The sequence below is a fragment of the Arthrobacter sp. YAF16 genome, assembly GCF_052113385.1.
Taxonomy (GTDB): domain Bacteria; phylum Actinomycetota; class Actinomycetes; order Actinomycetales; family Micrococcaceae; genus Arthrobacter.
The window spans coordinates 126,746-143,174 of the sequence record NZ_JBFRDC010000002.1 but is presented as its reverse complement, the minus strand read 5'-3'; the positions used below and the strand labels follow the sequence as shown (position 1 = coordinate 143,174).

Sequence of the window (16,429 nt, the reverse complement as noted above, 5' to 3'; positions counted from 1 at the left end):
CCAGCAGCGCCGAACGCGAATAGTAAGCATGATTACTATTAGATAGTAAGCACGCTTCGCATTTGATTACAAGGAAATTTTGAAAATCGGCCGTCGCTGGCCAGCTAGGGTTGGTCCATGAGCGGAATGGCGGATAGCTGATGGCAAAGCGCGGCAGGGCGGCCGGGCGAAACGCCGGGACGTCGACGCCGGGAGTGGTGGAAGTGCCGAAGGGCAGCCGCCCGGACGGCCCGGTCGCGGGCGTCTACTACATCGACACCGGCGACTGCGAGCTGATCCCGGACCAGGACAACTCGACCGGGTGGCTGCTGCGGATCAACGGCGTGATGAGCTCCCATATCGACCTCGCCGACCCGCTGTTCCTTGACTTCGAGTACATGCGCTGGATTGCGGCGCTGGTGGAGTCGCGTTGGCCGCCGCCGACCCGGCCGAAGCTGCGTGCCCTGCACCTGGGCGGGGGAGCCTGCTCGCTGGCGCGCTACTTCCACGCCGCCTATCCGGACGCCCGGCAGGTGGTGGTGGAGCTGGACGGGAAACTTGCCGAGTACGTCCGCGGCTGGTTCGACTTGCCCAAGGCGCCGCTGCTGCGCCTGCGCGTGGGGGAGGCCCGCGAGGTTACCGAGAGCCTCACGCCGCAGACGCGGGACCTCATCATCCGCGACGTCTTCGCCGGCTCCGTCACCCCGCGGCCGCTCACCACCAGCGAATTCACCGGCCACGCCAAGCGTGTCCTGGCGCCCGGCGGGATCTACCTGGTGAATTCCGGCGACGCCCCGGCGCTGGCCAACGCGCGCGAAGACGCTGCCACGATCGCTGCGGCCTTCGAGCACACGGTAATCATCGCCGACCCGGCCATGCTCAAGGGCCGGCGCTACGGCAACATGATCATCGCCGGCAGCGACGCGCCGTTCGACGACGACCCCGGCCTCGCACGGCGCCTGCTGGGCGGCGCGGTGCCGGCGCACATCTGGCACGATGCCAAGGTGCGCGCCTTCGCCGCCGGCGCCGCCGTCCGCCACGACCCGGAGGCGGCGGTCCCGCTGGCGGTAGTCCCGACGTCGGCGAACCCGAAAGCCGCGGACCCGAAAGCCGCGGTCCCGACGTCGTCGACAGCTCCGTAACGGCCCTTCTGCGGCCCCAAAACGGCGCCTACGGAGCAATCGCTGCGTACCCGCCCCGGCCCATCAGCGCCTCGCGGTGAGCGTCGGTCTGCTCGCGCAGGGCCTGGACCACGGCGGCGACGGCCGGCCGGCGCATCGAGTCGGGCCGCAGGACCATCCAGTAGGGCAGCCGTTCGGCGAACTCCTCCGGCAACAGCCTGACCAGGTCCGGATGCAGGTCCGCGGCGAAGCAGGGCAGGAAGCCGATTCCGGCCCCGGCCCGCGTCGCCTCCACGTGGACAAAGACATTCGTGGAACTCAGCCCGTCCCGCATGGTCGGCACCAGCCGCCGCGGGGCATCGAGGTCGTCCACCTGGAGCATGGAATCGACGAAGTAGACCAGCGGATGCGCCTCCAGTTCGTCCACGGAGCGCGGCGTCCCGTACTCGGCCAGGTAGCTCCGCGAGGCGTACATCCCCAGCATGTATTCGCCGAGCCGGGCCGCCTCGGCCCGATGCACCTGCGGCTCGCCGACCACCACCTCGATGTCCAGGCCGGAGCGCTGCTGCAGCGCCCGCCGGGTCACCGTGATGATCTCCACGCTGAGCCCGGGGTGGTGGCGGCGCAGCCGGGCCACCGCGGGGGCCGCGATGTAGGCGCTGAAACCGTCGGTGGCGGTCATCCGCACGACGCCGGTGACGGGATCCGGCGTCGTGCCGGGCTTTTCGAGCGAGCGCACGGCGCCTTCCACCTGCTCGGCGACGGCGACCGCGGAGGCGCCGAGTTCCGTCAGTTCCCAGCCGCCCGCGGCCCGCGACAGCACGCGGCCGCCGAGGGCCTTCTCCAGGGCAGCGATCCGGCGGGAGACCGTGGTGTGGTTCAAGCCCAGGACCTGGGCTGCCGTCGTAAATTTGGCCGAGCGCGAGACCGCCAGCAGCACCAGCAGGTCGTCGGGATTTGCATTCATATCTGCAATTCTGCACATACATCGTGCCGGTTTGGCCATTGAACCGCAAGGAATCTGCGGCAATACTCGATGAAGCCCATTTTCAGTGCTGTGCATCACGCCGCGTGTCATCGTGGACACTAAGGAGAACGAAATGAGCGTAGACCAACGCTCCGCAACACCCCCCGCCGCAGCCACCAAGGGTGCAGGCCTGAAGAAAATCGTCGCCGCATCGATGGTCGGCACCGTCGTGGAGTGGTACGAATTCTTCCTCTACGCCACCGCCGCCACCCTGGTGTTCGGCAAGTACTTCTTCCCCGCCACCGGCAATGAACTGGACGGCATCATCCAGGCGTTCCTGACCTACGCCGTCGGTTTCGTCGCCCGCCCGCTCGGCGGCATCGTCTTCGGCCAGATCGGCGACAAGCTGGGCCGCAAGCCCACCCTGCAGCTGACCATCGTGATCATCGGTGTGTCCACCTTCCTGATGGGCTGCCTCCCGGGCTTCGTCGACATCGGCTACCTCGCGCCGGCCCTGCTGGTGGCGCTGCGCTTCATCCAGGGCTTCGCGCTGGGCGGCGAATGGGGCGGCGCCGTGCTGCTCGTTGCCGAGCACAGCCCCAACGAGTCCCGCGGCTTCTGGTCCAGCTGGCCCCAGGCGGCGGTCCCGGTCGGCAACCTGCTGGCCACCCTGGTCCTGTTCATCATGTCCAATGTGCTCAGCGCCGCGGACTTCCTCGGCTGGGGCTGGCGCGTGGCGTTCTGGCTCTCCGCGGTGATCGTGTTCGTCGGCTACTACATCCGCACCAACGTCTCCGAAGCCCCGATCTTCCTCGAGGCCAAGGCGCAGCTGGAGCAGGAGCAGGCCGCCAGCTACGGCGTCCGCGAAGTCATCCGCAAGTATCCCAAGGGCATCCTGCAGGCCATGGGCCTCCGGTTCGCGGAAAACATCATGTACTACCTCGTGGTGAGCTTCGCGATTGTCTACCTCAAGAGCGTCCACAAGTACGACACGTCCTCGCTGCTGCTGGCCCTGTTGATTGCCCACCTCATCCACTTCCTGGTCATCCCGCAGGTCGGACGGCTTGTGGACAGCTGGGGCCGCAAGCCGGTCTACCTGGTCGGAGCCATCACCGGAGCCACCTGGCCGTTCTTCGCCTTCCCGATGTTCGACACCCGCAACCCCGTCGTCATCGTGCTCGCCGTGACGATCGGCCTGTGCCTGCACGCCTTCATGTACGCCGGCCAGCCGGCGCTGATGTCGGAGCTGTTCCCGACCCGGATGCGTTACGCGGGCGTCTCGCTGGGTTCGCAGGTCACCTCGATCTTCGCCGGCTCGCTCGCGCCGCTGCTGGCCACCGCGTGGCTCAAGGACACCGGTTCCTGGCTGCCCACCGCCATCTACCTCCTGGTGGCCTGCGCCATCACCACGGTGGCAGTGCTCAGCCTCAAGGAAACCAAGGGCATCGCCCTCGAGGACGTGGACCGGGCCGACGCCGAACGTGAAGGCCTTGCAGTAGCGGCCGTCCGCTGAGCTGCTTGAACATCCGCTGAACTGCTTGAATCTGATGACCGTGAATCTCTGAACTGGAAGGCTGGGTAATGGAAAATACACTCAACGGCCGCAAGGCATTGGTCACCGGCGGCGCGGGCGGGATCGGCGCTGCCAGCGTCCGTGCCCTCGCTGCCAGGGGCGCGAAGGTGGTGGTTGCCGACGTCGACGAAGCCGCCGCCACCGCCCTCGCCGACGAAGTCGGGGGCACCGCGTGGGCGGTGAACCTGCTCGACGTCGAGGCCCTGCAGACGCTCAGCCTGGATTGCGACATCCTGGTCAACAACGCCGGGATCCAGCGCATCAGTCCGATCGAGGACTTTGATCCGGCAGATTTCCGCCGCATCGTCACCCTCATGCTTGAGGCGCCGTTCCTGCTGATCCGGGCTGCGTTGCCGCACATGTACGCCAACGGCTTCGGCCGGATCATTAACCTGTCGTCGGTCCACGGGCTTCGGGCCTCGCCGTTCAAGAGCGCCTACGTCTCCGCCAAGCACGGCCTGGAAGGGCTGAGCAAGGTGACGGCGCTGGAGGGCGGTGCCCACGGTGTCACGTCCAACTGCATCAACCCCGGGTATGTCCGGACGCCGCTGGTCGAGTCGCAGATTGCGGACCAGGCCAAGGTGCACGGCATTCCGGAGTCCGAGGTGCTGGCCAAGATCATGCTCACCGAGGCGGCCGTGAAGCGGCTGGTCGAACCCGAGGAGGTGGCCTCGCTGGTGGCGTGGCTGGCCTCGAACGACGCCGGCATGGTCACCGGCGCCAGCTACACCATGGACGGCGGCTGGTCCGCCCGATAGGGCGCTCACACCTCCGACCCGCTGGCTCTGACGCGCTGGCCCTGACCCGCCCGGGCATCTCTGCCCGGGCGGGTCAGTTGTCTGTCAGCCGGGCCAGGTTTGGTGGCGGCTTCGCCGCGGGGCGTGCCGCTAGGCTGGGGGCATGCGCAAGGATTTCAGCCCCGCCGACTTGCCCTCCGCAGAGTTTTACCGGCTGCTGACAGCCGTCGTCGTGCCCCGTCCTATTGCCTGGGTTTCCAGCACCTCCGTCGACGGGGTGGACAACCTCGCTCCGCATTCCTTCTTCACTGTCGCGTCGGTGACACCGCCGATCATCCAGTTCACCTCGGTGGGCCGGAAGGACACGTTGCGGAACATCTCCGCGCGAGGCGAATTTGTGGTCAATCTTGCGCCGGCCGACTTCCTCGCCGAGGTCAACGCGACCGGCACCAACTTCCCGCCGGAGGTCAGCGAGTTCGATGCCGCCAATCTCACCCGGGAGGCCAGCCTGACGGTCAGCGTGCCCCGGGTGGCGGAGTCGCCGGCGGCCCTGGAGTGCCGCCTGCATTCGACGCTGGCCATGGGTGACTGCGTGCTGGTGTTCGGCGAGGTCACCCACGCTGCGGTCTCTGCCGATGTCCTGGATGGCAGCCACCCGCGCATCGACCTGCTCGGGCCGCTGGCCCGGCTCGGGCGCGACGAGTGGGGGCACCTGGGGCCGGTCCAGGAACTGGGCCGGATCCGGAGGTCCGACTGGCCGGGCGATTTCCGGCGGAGGGCCGAACGGCAGGCTTAGCCGCCCGCGTAGGGGCCCGGGCCGGCGAGCAGCCGGCTTGATGCTGCCAGGAGGTCGTCGTGGCGGTCTGTGGGATGTCGTCCTGCAGCGCCGAGCCGGGGAGACGGAAGGACTTCCCGGAGCGGACTGCAAAGGACGTCCTGGTCTGCCTATTCGGGTTGCCGTACGTTGCGGTGATCAAAGTAGAACAGGGTTCCGGCGGGAGTCCCGGGGACGCGCAGGCCGACGAACGGGGCGCGGATGACCTCGACCGTCCCTTCCCTGCGCCCATTGAACGGGTCGTCGCCCACGACCAGTTGGCCGATGCGGAAAGGGACGCGGCCTTCGTAGACGCGGCGTGCAGCCTGCCGCAAGGCCCGGGCGACACGGACAGCCGGCTGCGGGCGTGCGGGCTGGGCTGTGCTGATTGGCTGTTCTGTGCTGATTGGCCGTGCTGTGCTGATTGACCGTGCTGGGGAAATGCGCATCGGGCTGCTCCTTGCCAGCGAACGAAGTTCCTTCACGGGGGACCGAAACGACGTGGACGGACTCCCCAGCCTCGCCGTCTTCGTTCCGGCGCCCCCGTCCGCCCACTGTACGAACTCGTCCCACCAGTAACACGCGTAACACGTACCCCTTGTTCGCCGACCACCACTTGGATCCCGGTCACGGGATACTCGGGGCAACGAATTCCGGCGCGATTCCGGCGCGATGGTTAGGGTGGGCCTATGAGTGACGACCCGTGGGGTGCCAGGCAGGCGTCCACCGCGCCCGGAGGCTGGATTCCGGCGCCCGAAAACGGCTGGGGCGCGCTTATGGTGTGGGCCGCCGGTCCGCCAAACGTCGTGCGGGTCCCCGCCGCGCCCCGCAACCGTGAGACCGTCGTCGTTACCCAATACAGCGACGGACGCGTGACCCGGGAACCTTCGCTCCTGACCGACGCGGACCTGGAGTCGATCGACGACGATATCGACACCTATCTGGTTCATGCCGGCCTGCCGCCCCGCCCGCGCGGCTTCGACTGGTACCTGCGCCCGCCGGCCGCTGCCGCTAATGGTCCCGATGCTTCCTGGGCCGCCGTCTGGGAAGGCGCGACGGCGGGGCTGCCTAACGACGGGATGCACCCGTCGCGGTTGAGGGCAGCCACCGCGGCGGCGATGGTCCGGCTCTACCGGGGCTGACGGCGCAGGTTCCGCCAGTGGAGCGCCACCGCCAGCACGATGAGCGGGACGTGGATCGCCGGGAGGTTGTGGGCAAACCACTTCGGCAAATAGATGTCCGTGACGGAGCCGGTGCTGTCGCCGAGCCGTTGAGCGACCGCCGTCAACGGGCAATGGAAGCCGTTGCCCGCAAAGACCGCGGTTTCGGCGAAGACCACGGCGCCGGCGACGCCCGCCCTCCGGTCGGAGCGTCCCCGGACCCCGGAGTACAGGACATAGACCGTCGACGCCTCGATCGTGAACCACGCCAGGGTGTGGACCGCCTTCACCGCTTTCAGCTGCGCCCCCTGGAACTCCGTGCGCCGGGTAACCACACCCGTCACCCGGGCTGCTGCAGGGCGAGGACGATGATGGCTGCGTTAATGCCCAGCCCGATCAGCCACCACGGGTTGAACGTGAGCACCAGCAGGGCGGCCGAGATTCCGGCCCCGGCTACCGTGACCGGGATCCACCACGGCGCCGCCACCAGGAGTCCCAGGCCCGCCAGCCCCAGTACCGCCGCGGCGGCGATGGCCAGGGCAACAGCGAGACGGCGCACCTCCCCGGCGAAGGGGGACCGGCCGACGTCGAACGGCGCCTTTTCGTCCGGCCGCGGCAGCCAGATGGCGAGATGAACGAGGCCGTGGGCGATTAAGAACAGTCCTGCGATCCAGCGCACGGCGGTCCTCCTGATGTTCCGGCGGCTTCGTTCAGCGAAGCACCTTCTCCCGTGGCCGGGCTAGGGGCGGAAGTCCCCCGCCCGATCTAGCATGAACGTCTGGTATTCCAGACAACGTGAGATGCGCTGAGTCCTTGAGGGTAGACAGCCGGGCGCATGCTTAAGTACGGGATACCGGACACACCCGAAACGAAGAGGACCACATGTCAGCCGCCAACGCCACCACCCCGCCCGTGGGAACCCCCAGTGCCCTGCCGAAGCCGGCTGCGGCCAAGCCGGCCGCCGCCAGGCCGGCGTCCAAGGTGCCGGCGGCCGAGAACACGCTGCGGATCCTGAAACTGCTGGCCTCCAAGCGCGGGCCGATGGCGGCGTCGAACATTGCCACCGCGCTGGGCCTGCCGCGCTCCAGTGTCTACCATCTGCTCGGCGTGATGGAGGCGAACGGTTTTGTGCTGCACCTGCACGAGGAGCAGCGGTACGGGCTCGGCATCAGCGCCTTCGAGCTCAGCTCCGCCTACTCCCGCCAGGAGCCGCTCTCCAGGCTCGGCCGGCCGATGCTTGCGACGCTGGTGGACGTGATCGGGGAGAGCGCCCACCTCGCCGTTCTGCACGGCAGGGACGTGCTCTACATCGTCGAGGAGCGGGCGAAAAACCGGCCCTCCCTCGTGACCGACGTCGGCGTCAGGCTTCCCAGCCACCTCACCGCGAGCGGCCGGGCGATCCTGGCCGCACTGCCGAAGTCCCAGGTCCGGGCGCTGTACCCGAACGCCGCGGCCTTCAGTGCCCGGCACGAGACCGAATCGCCGATCACCAAGTACTCCGCACTGTCCTCGCATCTGGACCAGGTCCGGCAGCGGGGCTACGCCACCGAACACGGCGAAGTGACCCCCGGCTTCGGCTCGATCGCGGCCGCCGTCACGGACCACACGGGCTGGCCGACGGCCGCCGTCGCCGTGACGTTCCTGGAGGACAAGCTGCCCACGGACCAGTGGCCGGTCCTGGCCGCGCGGGTCAAGAAGGTCGCGGACGATCTCTCGGTCCGGATCCACGGCCGCCCCAGCCCAACTAGCTCGCAGTAGTTGTCGTTATGGCTGCGCAAAACGACAACTACTGCTAGCCAGTTGGGTCTGGAATCCCGGACAGCACCCGCGCGAAGCCCCTGTTTCCGGGGCTCCGGACAGGCTTTAGTTGATACAGAACCTCTCCCAGGAACCACCCGAAACAACGAAGGAGCCCCCATGGCACCCGCCGATTTCACCACCGGTGCCCGCCCGGTCAAAGCAGCCCGCGGCACCGAGCTCACCGCCAAGAGCTGGCAGACCGAAGCCCCGCTGCGCATGCTGATGAACAACCTGGACCCCGAGGTGGCCGAGCGCCCGGATGACCTCGTGGTCTACGGCGGCACCGGCCGCGCGGTCCGGTCCTGGGCGGCGTTCGACGCGATCACCCGCACCCTGGAAACCATGGAAAAGGACGAAACCCTCCTGGTCCAGTCCGGCAAGCCGGTCGGCGTCTTCCGCACCAACGAGTGGGCTCCGCGCGTGCTGCTGGCCAACTCCAACCTCGTCGGCGACTGGGCCAACTGGCCCGAATTCCGCCGGCTCGAGGCCGAGGGCCTGATGATGTACGGCCAGATGACCGCCGGGTCCTGGATCTACATCGGCACCCAGGGCATCCTGCAGGGCACCTTCGAGACCTTCGCAGCGATCGCCCGCAAGCTCACCGGGGACGAAAACGGCACCCTCGCCGGCACCCTGACCCTCACCGGCGGCTGCGGCGGGATGGGCGGCGCGCAACCGCTCGCCGTCACCCTCAACGAGGGCGCCTGCCTGATCGTCGACGTCGACGAGAGCCACCTGCGCCGCCGGGCCGGCAAGCGCTACCTCGACGAGGTGGAGACCGACCTCGACACCGCCATCGCCAAAGTGCTCAAAGCCAAGGAGGAGCGCCGCGGCTGGTCGGTGGGCTACGTCGGCAACGCCGCCACCGTCTTCCCCGAGATCCTGCGCCGCCACAACGCCGGCGAGCTCACCGTGGACATCGTCACGGACCAGACCTCGGCGCACGACCCGCTGAGCTACCTGCCCGAGGGCATCACGGTGGAGGAGTGGCACCGCGAGGCCGCCGCCGACCCGGAAGGCTTCACCAAGAAGGCGCAGGCCTCGATGGCCAAGCACGTCCAGGCCATGGTGGAATTCCAGGACGCCGGCGCCGAGGTCTTCGACTACGGCAACTCCATCCGCGACGAGGCCCGCAAGGGCGGCTACAACCGGGCCTTCGAGTTCCCCGGCTTCGTGCCGGCCTACATCCGCCCGCTCTTCTGCGAGGGCCTGGGCCCGTTCCGCTGGGTGGCCCTGTCCGGCGACCCCGAGGACATCGCGGTGACGGACAAGGCCATCAAGGAGCTCTTCCCGGAGAACAAGCACCTGCACCGCTGGATCGACGCCGCGCAGGAGCGCGTCGAATTCGAAGGCCTGCCGGCCCGCATCTGCTGGCTGGGCTACGGCGAGCGGGCCAAAGCCGGCCTGCTGTTCAACCAGCTGGTCAAGGAGGGCAAGGTCAAGGCACCCATCGTGATCGGCCGGGACCACCTCGACTCCGGCTCCGTCGCCTCCCCGTACCGCGAAACCGAAGCAATGGCGGACGGCTCCGACGCGATCGCCGACTGGCCGCTGCTCAACGCCCTGCTCAACACCGCGTCCGGCGCCACCTGGGTCTCCATCCACCACGGCGGCGGCGTGGGCATCGGCCGCTCCATCCACGCCGGCCAGGTCTCCGTCGCCGACGGCACCGAGCTCGCCGCGCAGAAGCTTGAGCGCCTGCTCACCAACGACCCCGGCATGGGTGTCATCCGCCACGCCGACGCCGGCTACGAGCGCGCCGTCGAGGTCGCCAAGGAACGCGGCGTCCGCATCCCCATGAACGAAGGAACCACAAAGTGACCCTTACGACCCACTCACCGCTCACCGTCACCCTCGGCTCCAGCGGCGTCACCCCCGAGGACGTCGTCGCCGTCGCCCGCCACGGCGTCCACGTGACCATCGCCCAGGACGCCCTCGACGCCGTCGCCAAGGTCCGCGCCCACATCGACGACCTCGCGCACAGCGAGACGCCGGCCTACGGCATCTCCACCGGCTTCGGCGCCCTGGCCAACCGGCACATCCCGGGCGGGCTGCGCACCCAGCTGCAGAAGTCGCTGATCCGCAGCCACGCCGCCGGCATGGGCCCGGCCGTGGAACGCGAGGTGGTCCGCGGCATCATGTTCCTGCGCGCCAAGACCCTCGCTTCCGGCCGCACCGGCGTCCGCCCCGTGGTGCTGCAGACCATGGTGGACGTGCTCAACGCCGGCATCACGCCGGTGGTCCGCGAATTCGGTTCGCTGGGCTGCTCGGGCGACCTCGCGCCTCTCTCGCACTGCGCCCTGGTCCTGATGGGCGAGGGCGAAGCGGTGGGCCCGGACGGCGAACTGTTCGGCGGCAAGGGCGGACGCCCCGTCGCCGAGCTCCTCGCCGCGCACGGCATTGAACCCGTCACCCTCGCCGAGAAGGAAGGCCTGGCGCTCGTCAACGGCACCGAGGGCATGCTGGGCATGCTGCTCATGGCCATCGCGGACATCCGCCAGCTGCTCACGACGGCGGACATCACCGCCGCGCTCAGCGTCGAGGCGCTGCTCGGCACGGACCAGGTGTTTCTGCCGGAGCTGCACGCCGCGCTCCGGCCGCACCCGGGCCAGGCCGCTTCCGCGGACAACATGCTGCGGGTGCTGTCCGACTCCCCGATCGTGGCCTCGCACCGGGTCAACGACACCAAGGTCCAGGACGCCTACTCGCTGCGCTGCGCCCCCCAGGTGGCCGGCGCCGTCCGCGACACCGTCGACCACGCCGCGCTGGTCGCTTCGCGCGAACTCGCCGCCGCGATCGACAACCCCGTGGTCCTGCCGGACGGCCGGGTCAGCTCCAACGGCAATTTCCACGGCGCGCCGGTGGCCTACGTGCTGGACTTCCTCGCGATCGCCGTCGCGGACCTGAGCTCCATCGCCGAGCGCCGGACCGACCGGATGCTGGACCCGGCCCGCTCGCACGGGCTGCCGGCCTTCCTCGCCGCGGATCCCGGCGTCGACTCCGGCCTGATGATTGCGCAGTACACCCAGGCCGGGCTGGTCTCGGACAACAAGCGGCTGGCCGTTCCGGCGTCGGTGGATTCGATCCCGAGTTCGGCCATGCAGGAAGACCATGTCTCGATGGGCTGGCACGCGGCCCGCAAGCTGCGCCGCGCGGTGGAGAACCTGCGCCGCGTCCTGGCGATCGAGCTGGTGACCTCCGCCCGGGCCCTGGACATCCGCACCCAGCTCTCCGGCGGCGAACTCACGCCGGGCCCGGCAGGGGCCGCAGTGATCGCGGTGCTGCGCGACGTCGTCGAGGGGCCCGGAACCGACCGGTTCCTCTCACCTGAGCTGGAGGCAGCCGACCTGCTCGTGGCCTCAGGCAAGGTGCGCGCCGCCGCCGAATCCGCCGTCGGAAATCTGGCCTGACGGCAAAGAAAATACGAGCCGGCCGGGCATTTCCCGGCGCCCCCGAAATGTTCGGCAACACGGCCGCCGGGGGCGCAGCAAATGTAGTAAGAATATGATGTAGCCCACACCAAAGACGTTGTGGCGGAAAAGTAAAAAACGAACCTACAAAGGGGTAGAAGTTCATGAAATCACGCGGGACGGTCATGTCCAGGCGCACGGCGTTCGCCGCCACGGTCTCCGACTGGAGGAGCCTCAAGGCGGGGGACCAGGTCGAAATCCTCAAGCACGCACAGCTGCTGGCAGCCGGGGAAGTCGAAGAAGTGTCGTCCAGCGGAAATGTGCTCTGGCTGGTGCCGGGTACACCCTCGGAGGCGCAGCTGTTCCTGAAGTCCGACGGTGTGCAGGTGCGGCGCAGCTAGGCGCCGGCGCCGCGGCGCAGAATCAAGCACAAAGAAGGGCCGGTGAGGGGTGCATCCCTCACCGGCCCTTGGCCTGTTCCGGCCCGCGCTGACTAGGCCGCGACGTCCTCGTGGGTCTCACCGAAGGGCACGGTGTCGTCCAGCGCCACGGTGTAGGCGCCCGGCTCGTGGCGGGTAACCCGGATCCCGCAGCGGCGGTCCTGGACGGCCGAAGCGATCAGAGTGTTGACGGCGTTTTCGAGGCCGTGGTGGACCTCCTCCGCCCTGGCAAACGAGAGCTTGATGGACGTGGCGTCAGAGGCCTGGGTCCGCATGGTGTGTGTGTTCATTGACTGGTCTTTCCTAGAATCTGGCCGGTTGGCCACCCGCTATTCTAGTCTGTCCGGCGTGGCGTCCGGGTCCGGAGCCGATAGTGTGCAGGTGGCGGTATATCTTTTTAGGCGAGGGGCGCCGTTCTGTTGGAACGGCGCCCCGACCCATTCCGGGCCTGCACCCCGGTTGTGGCAGGAGGGCGTGCACATGTTCGAAGCTCCCAGTATTGTCTTTTTTGCGGCCGGAATCGCCGTCTTCATCGCGGCGGTGCTGCCCAAGCTGCTGCGCAACGCGCCCCTGTCGATGCCGATGGTTTTCCTCGGGGCAGGGATGCTGGCGTTCACGCTGATGCCGGCCCTGCCGAACCCCGACCCCCTGCAGCACGGGGAGTTCTTCACCCACCTGACCGAAGTCTGCGTCATCATCTCGCTGATGGGCGCCGGACTGGCGCTGGACCGGCCCGTCGGTCGCCGGCGGTGGTCCACGACCTGGCGGATGCTGGGCCTGGCCATGCCGCTGTGCATCATCGGCCTGACCCTGCTGGGAATGTGGTTCCTGGGGCTCGGCCTTGGGGCCGCGCTCCTGGTCGCGGCCGCCCTGGCCCCGACCGACCCGGTCCTGGCCTCCGAGGTGCAGGTGGGGGAGCCCGCGGACGAGGAAGGCGAGACCGAGCGCGAGGACGAGATCCGCTTCGGCCTCACCTCCGAAGCGGGCCTGAACGACGGGCTGGCGTTCCCCTTCGTCTACCTGGCCATCGCCATCAGCTTCGTGGGCGCCTCGCCGTCGGGCTGGCTGGGTCACTGGCTGGCCGTGGACGTGCTCTGGCGGATCGGCATCGGCGTGCTGCTGGGACTCGCGACGGGCAAGCTGCTGGGGCGGCTTTTCTTCACGGCCCGGCATGAGAGCGTCCGGCTCTCCAACCACTCCGAGGGCTTTGTGGCCCTCGCGGCGACATTCCTTGCCTACGGCGTCACGCAGATGGTCGAGGGTTACGGCTTCGTCGCAGTGTTCGTCTGCGCTGTCACCATCCGGGCCGCCGAGCGCACGCACGGCTTCCACCGGGTGATGCACTCGTACGTGGAGCAGCTGGAACGGCTCATGACCGTGGTCATCCTGGTGCTGCTGGGCGGGGCGATCGCACGCGGCCTGCTGGCCGGGATCGGCTGGGCCGAGGTGCTGGTGGCGTTGGCGTTCCTGCTCCTGGTCCGACCGCTGGCGGGCTGGCTCGGGCTGGCCCGGGGCAAGACCGGCCCGCGGGAACGCATCGCCATCTCCTTCTTCGGCATCCGCGGCATCGGCTCGCTGTACTACCTCGGCTACGCCCTCGGCCGCGGCAACTTCAGCGCCCAGGCGCAGGAACTCTGGGCGTTTGTGGGACTGGTCGTGGCCATGTCGATCGTGCTGCACGGCGCGACGACGGCGCCGGTGATGAACCGGCTGGACCGGCTGCGTGAGCGCCGCGCGGTGGAGCAGCACGGCGACGAGGGGCAGGCGCCGCGCACCGCCATCTGAGCGCCCCGGCGAGCCGTGCCGCGCCGCCGGCCAGCTACCGCAGCAGTGTGTTGATCAGCCGCGCGGCGACCCTGGCGGTACGACCGTCGACGTCGAAGTCCGGGTTCAGCTCCGCGACATCAAGGTGCAGCAGTTTCCCGCTCGCGGCCACCTGCCGGCAGACGGCGCTGATCACCGGCAGCGGGACGCCGTAGGCCGCCGGGGCGCTCACCCCGGGCGCCACCGACGCCGGCAGCACGTCCAGGTCGATGGTCAGGTACAGCGCGTCCACCTGGGCCAGGAACGCGGCCACGAAAGCCTGCGCGGCGTCCGCGGTACAGTCCTCGTCCAGCAGGTAGTCCACGCCCAGTTCCGCGGCGGTCCGGAACAGCGCCTTGGTGTTGTTCGGTTCGGAAATCCCGACGACGGCGTACTTTAGTTCGCGTCCCGCGGCGGCTTCCGCCCGGGCCATCTGCAGGAACGGGGTGCCGGAACTGGGCACCGGCTCGTCGCGGAGGTCGAAGTGCGCATCCAGGTTCAGCACGCCCACCTTCAGCCCCTCCCGGACCGCGGCGGAGCCGGCCACGCCAAGGTAGCTGGCGAAGGCGGTCTCGTGGCCGCCGCCGAGGACCACCGGCAGGGCGCCGGCGTCGAGCAGGCCGGTGATGGCGAGCCCGGCCCGTGCCTGCCCGGCCTCCAGCGCGTCCCCGGTGACGGTGACGTCGCCGGCGTCGTGCACTTCCCGGTCCAGATGGAACGCGAGCGGGCCGAGGGCGGCGCGGATGGCGGCCGGCGCGGCGGCGGCCCCGACCCGGCCCTTGTTGCGCCGCACTCCGGCGTCGCTGCCGAAGCCGAGGATGACAGCGGGACGCGCGCCGGCGGACGCGGCCGGCTGCCGGTGCCCGAGCGGGTGGGCAGTGTAGGGCGTCACGGCCTGCCACCAGCGGCGGTGGTCGGCGCCGTCGCCGTCGAACCGTCCGGTCCAGGGCTGCGGCGGGACGTCGGCGGTGCGGGCGGAAGAAGGCATGTCCCTAGCTCACCGCAGCCCGTGCCGGAAAACCAGCAGCGCCGCCGTCGGAGTGTCCGAAATCCCGGAAACCCTGCTTAAACGCCGCCGAGATGACATTTCACGGCAATGTTCTACGAAAACACTGCCGCGAAATGCCATCTCGGCGGATGGGAGTCGGTCCGGGATCCTTAGTGGATGCCGAGCGCGGCCTCGATCGGGCCGATCCCGAAGAACAGCAGGAACGCGGCGGCCACGGCCCACATCAGCGGGTGCACCTCGCGGGCGCGGCCCTGGACCAGGCGGATCAGCACGAAGGAGATGAATCCGGCGCCGAGGCCGTTGGCGATCGAGTAGGTGAACGGCATCAGCGTGAAGGTCAGGAACGCGGGAATCGCGATGCCCCAGTCCTGCCAGTCGATCTTGCCGACCTGGGAGACCATCATGAAGCCGACGACGACGAGCGCCGGAGCCACGGCTTCGAACGGCACCAGGTTAATCAGCGGGGTGAAGAACATGGCAACGAGGAACAGCAGGCCGGTGACGATCGAGGCCAGGCCCGTGCGGGCGCCTTCGCCGATGCCTGCGCCCGATTCGACGTAGATCTGGTTGGAGGAGACGGACGCGCCGCCGCCCACGATTGCGCCCAGGGCGTCAATCTGCAGCACGCGGTCCACGTTGGGGATGTTGCCGTCCTTGTCGATGGTGCCGGCCTCGGTGGCCAGGCCAACCATGGTGCCCATGGCGTCGAAGAAGATGCTCAGCAGGATCACGAACGCCAGCAGGGTCGCGGCCACGAAGCCGAGGTGCTCGAAGGCGCCGAACGGGTTGGCCTTGCCGATCAGGGACAGGTCCGGGGCGGCCCATTCGGTGAACTTGGGCGCCACGAGGGACCAGCCCTGCGGGTTGAAGTTCTTGCCGTCGAAGCTGGGCCCGATGTGCAGGGTGAATTCCAGGATCACGGACAGGATGGTGGAGGTGATGATGCCGATCAGGATCGCGCCCTTGACCTTGCGAACCACGAGGGCGATGGTCAGGACCAGGCCGATCACGAACACCAGCGTGGGCCAGCCCAGCAGCTTGCCGTCGAAGCCGAGGCCGACGGGGACCGTGGTGCCCGCGACGTCCGGGATGCGGCGGACGAAGCCGGCGTTGACCAGGCCGATCAGGGCGATGAAGAGGCCGATGCCGACGACGATCGCCGTCTTCAGCCCTTCCGGGACCGCCCGGAACACGGCGGTCCGGAAACCGGTGAGCACCAGGATCAGCATGGTGACGCCGGAGAGGACCACCAGGCCCATCATGTCCGGCCAGGTCAGGCCCGGGTTGGTGGCGACGGTGACGGCCACGAAGGCGTTGACGCCGAGGCCGGTTGCCAGCGCGAAGGGATGCTTGGCCCAGGCTCCCATCAGGATGGTCAGGATGCCGGCCACGAGGGCGGTCACGGCGGCGACGGCCGGGAAACCGAGCGTTCCACCGGACGAATCCGGGCCGGAAAGGATCAGCGGGTTCAGCACCACGATGTAGCTCATGGCGAAGAACGTGGCGAACCCGCCACGGATCTCGCGCGAGAAGTTCGACCCCCGCTCGGAAATCTTGAAATACCGGTCGAGTGCAGAGCCCTGCTTAAGCATTGGTCCTCCGGGAGGGAAAAGGGG

The 16,429-nt window shown here is 68.8% G+C and carries 17 protein-coding genes; 10 read left to right on the top strand and 7 right to left on the bottom strand.

What is annotated here, in order from left to right; translation table 11 throughout:
• Positions 1 to 140: 140 nt before the first annotated feature.
• Complete coding sequence (locus tag AB4Y91_RS08305) at positions 141 to 1,121, top strand: spermidine synthase (RefSeq protein ID WP_441418012.1); 981 nt, start codon at positions 141 to 143, stop codon at positions 1,119 to 1,121.
• Positions 1,122 to 1,149: 28 nt separating this feature from the next.
• Here the strand turns inward: AB4Y91_RS08305 and AB4Y91_RS08300 are convergent, their stop codons facing one another.
• On the bottom strand, positions 1,150 to 2,067 hold the full coding sequence (locus tag AB4Y91_RS08300; RefSeq protein ID WP_441418011.1) for a LysR family transcriptional regulator: 918 nt from the start codon (positions 2,065 to 2,067) through the stop codon (positions 1,150 to 1,152).
• A 133-nt stretch (positions 2,068 to 2,200) separates the two neighbouring features.
• Here AB4Y91_RS08300 and AB4Y91_RS08295 point away from each other — a divergent pair, with 133 nt between their 5' ends.
• The 3 genes from AB4Y91_RS08295 (at position 2,201) to AB4Y91_RS08285 (ending at position 5,173) form a co-directional block, all read left to right on the top strand.
• The gene (locus AB4Y91_RS08295; protein ID WP_441418010.1) at positions 2,201 to 3,580 is read left to right on the top strand and encodes an MFS transporter; all 1,380 of its coding nucleotides are present in this window, start codon (positions 2,201 to 2,203) and stop codon (positions 3,578 to 3,580) included.
• Positions 3,581 to 3,648: 68 nt separating this feature from the next.
• Positions 3,649 to 4,398, top strand: coding sequence for a 3-hydroxybutyrate dehydrogenase (locus tag AB4Y91_RS08290; RefSeq protein ID WP_175322546.1), 750 nt, complete (start codon positions 3,649 to 3,651; stop codon positions 4,396 to 4,398).
• Between the two features lie 142 nt (positions 4,399 to 4,540).
• Entirely contained in the window at positions 4,541 to 5,173 is a 633-nt protein-coding gene (locus tag AB4Y91_RS08285) for a flavin reductase family protein (RefSeq protein ID WP_441418009.1), read from the top strand.
• A gap of 149 nt (positions 5,174 to 5,322) precedes the next feature.
• On the opposite strand, the gene AB4Y91_RS08280 is transcribed toward AB4Y91_RS08285, so the two are convergent.
• Positions 5,323 to 5,640: a hypothetical protein gene (locus tag AB4Y91_RS08280; RefSeq protein ID WP_441418008.1), complete on the bottom strand. Its 318-nt coding sequence runs from the start codon at positions 5,638 to 5,640 to the stop codon at positions 5,323 to 5,325.
• 240 nt (positions 5,641 to 5,880) lie between these two features.
• Here AB4Y91_RS08280 and AB4Y91_RS08275 point away from each other — a divergent pair, with 240 nt between their 5' ends.
• Positions 5,881 to 6,333: a DUF5956 family protein gene (locus tag AB4Y91_RS08275; protein ID WP_441418007.1), complete on the top strand. Its 453-nt coding sequence runs from the start codon at positions 5,881 to 5,883 to the stop codon at positions 6,331 to 6,333.
• Here the strand turns inward: AB4Y91_RS08275 and AB4Y91_RS08270 are convergent.
• Positions 6,321 to 6,695 (bottom strand): hypothetical protein, encoded by a 375-nt coding sequence (locus AB4Y91_RS08270; protein WP_441418006.1) that lies wholly within the window; start codon positions 6,693 to 6,695, stop codon positions 6,321 to 6,323. The genes AB4Y91_RS08275 and AB4Y91_RS08270 overlap by 13 nt on opposite strands.
• On the bottom strand, positions 6,692 to 7,030 hold the full coding sequence (locus tag AB4Y91_RS08265; protein ID WP_441418005.1) for a hypothetical protein: 339 nt from the start codon (positions 7,028 to 7,030) through the stop codon (positions 6,692 to 6,694). Before AB4Y91_RS08265 ends, AB4Y91_RS08270 begins: the two co-directional genes overlap by 4 nt.
• A gap of 203 nt (positions 7,031 to 7,233) precedes the next feature.
• Between AB4Y91_RS08265 and AB4Y91_RS08260 the strand changes: the two genes are divergently transcribed.
• The 4 genes from AB4Y91_RS08260 to AB4Y91_RS08245 all read left to right on the top strand — a co-directional run bounded on the left by AB4Y91_RS08260 (position 7,234) and on the right by AB4Y91_RS08245 (position 11,962).
• Entirely contained in the window at positions 7,234 to 8,109 is an 876-nt protein-coding gene (locus AB4Y91_RS08260) for an IclR family transcriptional regulator (protein WP_441418004.1), read from the top strand.
• Between the two features lie 159 nt (positions 8,110 to 8,268).
• Positions 8,269 to 9,972 carry a urocanate hydratase gene (locus AB4Y91_RS08255; RefSeq protein ID WP_441418003.1) on the top strand — a complete coding sequence of 568 codons (1,704 nt, stop codon included), beginning with the start codon at positions 8,269 to 8,271 and terminating at the stop codon, positions 9,970 to 9,972.
• Entirely contained in the window at positions 9,969 to 11,561 is a 1,593-nt protein-coding gene (hutH, locus tag AB4Y91_RS08250; RefSeq protein WP_441418002.1) for a histidine ammonia-lyase, read from the top strand. Before AB4Y91_RS08255 ends, hutH begins: the two co-directional genes overlap by 4 nt.
• A 164-nt stretch (positions 11,562 to 11,725) precedes the next feature.
• Positions 11,726 to 11,962: a hypothetical protein gene (locus AB4Y91_RS08245; RefSeq protein WP_441418001.1), complete on the top strand. Its 237-nt coding sequence runs from the start codon at positions 11,726 to 11,728 to the stop codon at positions 11,960 to 11,962.
• Between the two features lie 92 nt (positions 11,963 to 12,054).
• On the opposite strand, the gene AB4Y91_RS08240 is transcribed toward AB4Y91_RS08245, so the two are convergent.
• Positions 12,055 to 12,291, bottom strand: a complete 237-nt coding sequence (locus tag AB4Y91_RS08240) for a hypothetical protein (protein ID WP_441418000.1) — start codon at positions 12,289 to 12,291, stop codon at positions 12,055 to 12,057.
• A 190-nt stretch (positions 12,292 to 12,481) separates the two neighbouring features.
• Here AB4Y91_RS08240 and AB4Y91_RS08235 point away from each other — a divergent pair, with 190 nt between their 5' ends.
• Positions 12,482 to 13,786, top strand: a complete 1,305-nt coding sequence (locus tag AB4Y91_RS08235) for a cation:proton antiporter (protein WP_441417999.1) — start codon at positions 12,482 to 12,484, stop codon at positions 13,784 to 13,786.
• Between the two features lie 34 nt (positions 13,787 to 13,820).
• Here the strand turns inward: AB4Y91_RS08235 and hutG are convergent, their stop codons facing one another.
• Entirely contained in the window at positions 13,821 to 14,792 is a 972-nt protein-coding gene (gene hutG, locus AB4Y91_RS08230; protein ID WP_441417998.1) for a formimidoylglutamase, read from the bottom strand.
• Between the two features lie 170 nt (positions 14,793 to 14,962).
• Entirely contained in the window at positions 14,963 to 16,405 is a 1,443-nt protein-coding gene (locus AB4Y91_RS08225) for an NCS2 family permease (protein WP_441417997.1), read from the bottom strand.
• Positions 16,406 to 16,429: the final 24 nt, after the last annotated feature.

Bases quoted from the DNA above. Each gene is read 5' to 3' on its own strand.
- AB4Y91_RS08255 (WP_441418003.1), top strand. From the start codon at position 8,269: ATGGCACCCGCCGATTTCACCACCGGTGCCCGCCCGGTCAAAGCAGCC.
- AB4Y91_RS08225 (WP_441417997.1), bottom strand. From the start codon at position 16,405: ATGCTTAAGCAGGGCTCTGCACTCGACCGGTATTTCAAGATTTCCGAG.
- AB4Y91_RS08245 (WP_441418001.1), top strand. From the start codon at position 11,726: ATGAAATCACGCGGGACGGTCATGTCCAGGCGCACGGCGTTCGCCGCC.
- AB4Y91_RS08295 (WP_441418010.1), top strand. From the start codon at position 2,201: ATGAGCGTAGACCAACGCTCCGCAACACCCCCCGCCGCAGCCACCAAG.
- AB4Y91_RS08240 (WP_441418000.1), bottom strand. From the start codon at position 12,291: ATGAACACACACACCATGCGGACCCAGGCCTCTGACGCCACGTCCATC.
- AB4Y91_RS08275 (WP_441418007.1), top strand. From the start codon at position 5,881: ATGAGTGACGACCCGTGGGGTGCCAGGCAGGCGTCCACCGCGCCCGGA.
- AB4Y91_RS08260 (WP_441418004.1), top strand. From the start codon at position 7,234: ATGTCAGCCGCCAACGCCACCACCCCGCCCGTGGGAACCCCCAGTGCC.
- AB4Y91_RS08280 (WP_441418008.1), bottom strand. From the start codon at position 5,640: ATGCGCATTTCCCCAGCACGGTCAATCAGCACAGCACGGCCAATCAGC.
- hutG (WP_441417998.1), bottom strand. From the start codon at position 14,792: ATGCCTTCTTCCGCCCGCACCGCCGACGTCCCGCCGCAGCCCTGGACC.
- AB4Y91_RS08290 (WP_175322546.1), top strand. From the start codon at position 3,649: ATGGAAAATACACTCAACGGCCGCAAGGCATTGGTCACCGGCGGCGCG.
- AB4Y91_RS08235 (WP_441417999.1), top strand. From the start codon at position 12,482: ATGTTCGAAGCTCCCAGTATTGTCTTTTTTGCGGCCGGAATCGCCGTC.
- AB4Y91_RS08285 (WP_441418009.1), top strand. From the start codon at position 4,541: ATGCGCAAGGATTTCAGCCCCGCCGACTTGCCCTCCGCAGAGTTTTAC.
- AB4Y91_RS08300 (WP_441418011.1), bottom strand. From the start codon at position 2,067: ATGAATGCAAATCCCGACGACCTGCTGGTGCTGCTGGCGGTCTCGCGC.
- AB4Y91_RS08305 (WP_441418012.1), top strand. From the start codon at position 141: ATGGCAAAGCGCGGCAGGGCGGCCGGGCGAAACGCCGGGACGTCGACG.